This window comes from Brotocaccenecus cirricatena, assembly GCF_020687045.1.
GTDB lineage: Bacteria > Bacillota > Clostridia > Oscillospirales > Oscillospiraceae > Vescimonas > Vescimonas cirricatena.
Genome location: NZ_JAJEPW010000146.1, coordinates 1 through 1,281 on the forward strand (window position 1 = coordinate 1; position 1,281 = coordinate 1,281).

The following is a 1,281-nucleotide window of genomic DNA, read 5'->3' on the forward strand; positions in this document are numbered from 1 at the left end:
CCGCGATGGTGTGAATTTCTGTCGCTGAACTGGCCTATTGTCATACCGGATATGGAAGCAATCAAAGATACATACCCGGATGAATATCAATTCTTCCAGCACTACGGTGTGAAATCCGTACTGGCAGCGCCGTTCTCCAAACGCATCAATCAGGGGTATATCGCGGTAGACGACCCGACACGCTTTCAGGATGATCCGACATTCCTGTTCATCATCTCCTATGCGGTCGTTGTGGAGCTGAATGAAATCAAGCTGAGCCAGTCCATTGCAGCGGCACAGCGGGCGTCAAAGTACAGCGACCGCGACGTCTATGTGAACTGCCTTGGTGATTTGGAGATCAGGAACGCGAAAGGCACGCTTACGGAAGAAGATATCTCTTCCGATCTTTGCTTGAACCTCTTTGCCCTTATTATCACGAATATGAAACGGGCATTAAAGATCGAGCGATTGGCGGAAGCGCTCTGGCCGGGTGATGTGATGGACAATCCGTATCGTTCCGTCAGCAATATTGCCTACCGTCTCCGACGTATTCTAAGCATTATTGATCTAGAAGATTTGATCATTGGCCGTCATGGAACGTTTGTCATCAATCCAGAGTATAACGTCTATACAGATTTTGACCGTTTTGAGGATAACTGCCGTCGTATGGAAGCGGAGGCAAATCCAAAGGCGCAATCCGAGCTTTATCAGGGAGCCGTCGAATTATATCGCGGTGATTTGTTTTCTAAAATCTCCTATCAGCATTGGCTGATGCCTAAAACGGCATATTATCACAACGTCTTTCTTCGGATTATCAAGTGTTATATTGAGCGCAAGATGGAACAGGGAGATTATTGTGCGGCACACCGTGCGGTGGTTGATGCGATGAGCCTTGATCCTTATGACAGCGAACTGAATACCGACATGATTCTTATCATGTACCATAGAGGCGGTGCCGAACTGGCAAAGAGCTTCCTGCAAACCGCGGAATCATACATGAGTGAAGCGCAGATCGCATTTGTGCAGCAATTATGGGGGCGAAAATGATGCACCTATGAGGCTTCCGTGCGGCGCTGGTGAGGGTGCTCATGCGGCAGAAATGAGGGCTGCGGCACGGCTTTATTGCGGCAAAACTGCTGCATAATTAAGGCTGAAATAAGGCTCTGGCTGAGACCACCCGTCTGGTATGATCCTGTTACCGGCTTAACAAGCCGGAATGGAACAGGACGGGTGGTCTTTATGGGCGGCTGTATGCCGGCAGGGGCATGGCTCCTGCCGGAACTCTTATTTTCATTTTTACGG

The 1,281-nt window shown here is 49.3% G+C and carries 2 protein-coding genes; one reads left to right on the top strand and one right to left on the bottom strand.

Annotated elements, in window-relative coordinates; translation table 11 throughout:
• On the top strand, positions 1-1,026 hold a 1,026-nt coding region (locus LKD37_RS17470; protein WP_302930325.1), incomplete at its 5' end, for an AfsR/SARP family transcriptional regulator.
• Positions 1,027-1,031: 5 nt separating this feature from the next.
• Here the strand turns inward: LKD37_RS17470 and LKD37_RS17475 are convergent.
• Positions 1,032-1,281: hypothetical protein (locus LKD37_RS17475; protein WP_302930326.1), on the bottom strand; the 250-nt coding region annotated here is incomplete at its 5' end.